Raw genomic sequence first — 2,716 nt, 5'->3', positions numbered from 1 at the left:
CGCGATCGCCGCCGAAACCGGCTTCCACTTTCGGCTATCGCGCTCGACCGGAAGGATCGTGCTAAAGCAGGGCGCATGACGCTTGAATCTCGCCTGGATGGCTGGAGCCGGGGGTGGCGCGGCCCCCTGTTCGCCGCGCTGATCGCCCTGGTCGCGGGCCTGCCCGGCCTGTTCGCCATGCCGCCGCTCGATCGCGACGAGTCCCGCTTCGCCCAGGCCACGTCGCAGATGCTGGAGACCGGCGACTATGTCGTCATCAAGTTCCAGGACCAGCCGCGCTTCAAGAAGCCGGTCGGCATCCACTGGCTGCAGGCGATCAGCGTCAAGGCGCTGTCCGACGCCGAGACGCGCCGGATCTGGGCCTATCGCATCCCTTCCCTGCTGGGCGCGATGCTGGCGGCGGCCGCCTGCGCCTGGGGCGCGAGCGCGCTGTTCGATCCTCGCACCGGTTTGATCGCCGGCGGGATCCTGGGGGCCACCTTCCTGCTGTCGTCCGAGGCCTTCATCGCCAAGACCGACGCGGCGCTGTGCGGCTCCACCACCCTGGCCATGGCGGCCCTGGCGCGAGTCTATGCGGCCCAGCTGAAGGGCGAGAACGCCGGCAAGCCGACCAAGCTGGCCTTCTGGCTGGGTCTGTCGCTGGCCGCCCTGATCAAGGGCCCGGTCGGCCTGCTGGTCGTGATCCTGGCCCTGATCATGCTGGGCCTGTGGGACCGCAAGGCCGCCTGGATGAAGAGCCTGGGCCTGACCTGGGGCCTGATCCTGTTCGCCGCCATCGTCCTGCCCTGGGCGATGATGATCACCGTGGCCACCGACGGCGCCTTCTGGGGCGCGGCCGTGGGCGGGGACCTGGCGCCGAAGATGGCCGGGGGCCAGGAGGGTCACGCCGCGCCGTTCGGCTACCACGCCCTGGCCGCGCCGCTGCTGACCTTCCCGGCCACCCTACTGCTGCCGGCCGCGGTCGCCTTGGGCTGGACCGGCCGCAAGCAGCCGGGCGTGCGCTTCGCCGTCTGCTGGCTGGTCCCGACCTGGCTGATGTTCGAGCTTTTGCCGACCAAGCTGATCCACTACGAGCTGCCGGCCTATGGCGCGCTGGCCATGCTGATGGCGGCGGCGATCCGCGCGCCGCTGGGCGGTTGGAGCCGGCGGATCGGCGCGGTCCTGGCCCTGTTCGCGGGCGTGGTCTTCGCCGCCGTCGCGGTCTACGGCCAGAAGCGGTTCGGAAACGGCGCGACCCTGGTCTTCGCCGTCCTGGCCGGCGCGCTGGCGCTGGGCGCGGGGATCGCCGGCGCGATCCTGTTGCTGCGTCGCCATTCGGTCCTGGCCCTGGTCAGCGCCGGCGCCCTGGGCGTCGCCGCCCACATCGCCCTGACCGCCGGCCTGTTGCCGAACCTCAAGCCGCTGTTCCTGTCCAAGGACGTCGCCGACGCCCTGGACAGCGCCCGCCTGTCGCCCCGCTCGGGCGCGCTCGGGCCGGTGGCCGTCACCGGCTACGCCGAGCCCAGCCTGGTCTTCCAGCTGGGCACGGCCACCCAGCTGACCAATGGCGAGGGCGCGGCCGACGCCATCGCCGAGGGCCGCCCCGCCGTGGTCGAGGCCCGCGAGGAGAAGGCCTTCCGCGCCGCCATGGTCGACGACAATCTCAAGCCGCGCCCCGTCGCCGTGATCGAGGGCGTCAACTATTCCGACGGCCACAAGAACCGCCTGACGATCTACCGGGGCGAGCCCCAGACGCCCGATCCCTCCGCCGAACCGGGCGGGGCGCAGGAAACCAACCCATGAGCCGCTTCATCCAGATCGTCGAGGTCGGGCCGCGCGACGGCCTGCAGAACGAGAAGACCATCCTGAGCGTCGAGGACAAGCTCGACCTGATCCGCGCGCTGGAGACGGCCGGCGCCCGGCGCATGGAGGTGGTGTCGTTCGTCAACCCCAACCGCGTGCCGCAGATGGCGGGGGCCGAGGACATCATGGCCGCGCTTCCCGCCGACCGCGTCCAGTCGCGCATCGGCCTGGTGCTCAACATGCGCGGCTGGGAGCGTTGCGTCTCGACCGGCTGCGACGAGGCCAATGTCGTGGTCTGCGCCTCGGACGGCTTTGGCGTGAAGAACCAAGGCGCGACGGTCCGCCAGCAGATCGATACGTTGGCCGCCATCGCCGAACGCCAGGCCGTCGAGGGCGGCCCGCCGATCACCGCGACGATCTCGGTGGCCTTCGGCTGTCCGTTCGACGGCGAGATCAGCCAGGATCAGGTCGTGGCCATCGCCCGCGAGGCCGCCGCCCTGGGCGTGCGCGAGATCGCCGTCGCCGACACGATCGGGGTGGCGGATCCCTGGACCGTCCGCCAGCGCATCGAGGCCGTGCGCGCCGCCGCTCCGGACGCGCGCCTGCGGATGCACTTCCACGACACCCGCAACACCGGCCTGGCCAACGCCTTCGCCAGCGTCGAGGCCGGCGTCGACGTGCTGGACGCCTCGGTCGGCGGCCTGGGCGGGTGTCCGTTCGCGCCCGCCGCCACCGGCAATATCGGCACCGAGGATCTGGTCTACATGCTGGAACGCGCCGGCTTCGAAACCGGTTACGACTTGGCGGCCCTGATCCGGATCGGCCGCGACATCAGCGCCAAGCTGGGCAAGGCCCCCGCCTCGTCCCTGGCCCGCGCCGGAGGCTTCCCCGCATGATCCGCCTGGCCGCCCTGCTCGCCCTGTCCTTGAGCGCC

The 2,716-nt window shown here is 71.7% G+C and carries 2 protein-coding genes; both read left to right on the top strand.

The features are described 5' to 3' along the window. Positions 1-75: 75 nt before the first annotated feature. Entirely contained in the window at positions 76-1,782 is a 1,707-nt protein-coding gene (locus FCU40_RS22915) for a glycosyltransferase family 39 protein (protein WP_168078100.1), read from the top strand. Beyond that, a complete protein-coding gene (locus tag FCU40_RS22910; protein WP_004618723.1) occupies positions 1,779-2,678 on the top strand; it encodes a hydroxymethylglutaryl-CoA lyase in 900 nt (299 codons plus the stop codon). The genes FCU40_RS22915 and FCU40_RS22910 overlap by 4 nt, the downstream gene beginning before the upstream one ends. The last annotated feature ends 38 nt before the right edge of the window (positions 2,679-2,716 follow it).

The organism is Caulobacter sp. SSI4214 (genome assembly GCF_012184455.1).
GTDB classification, from domain to species: Bacteria; Pseudomonadota; Alphaproteobacteria; order Caulobacterales; family Caulobacteraceae; genus Caulobacter; species Caulobacter vibrioides_E.
The sequence above is the reverse complement of the archived record's forward strand: the minus strand, read 5'-3'. Positions and strand labels throughout refer to the sequence as shown.

Bases quoted from the DNA above. Each gene is read 5' to 3' on its own strand.
- FCU40_RS22910 (WP_004618723.1), top strand. From the start codon at position 1,779: ATGAGCCGCTTCATCCAGATCGTCGAGGTCGGGCCGCGCGACGGCCTG.
- FCU40_RS22915 (WP_168078100.1), top strand. From the start codon at position 76: ATGACGCTTGAATCTCGCCTGGATGGCTGGAGCCGGGGGTGGCGCGGC.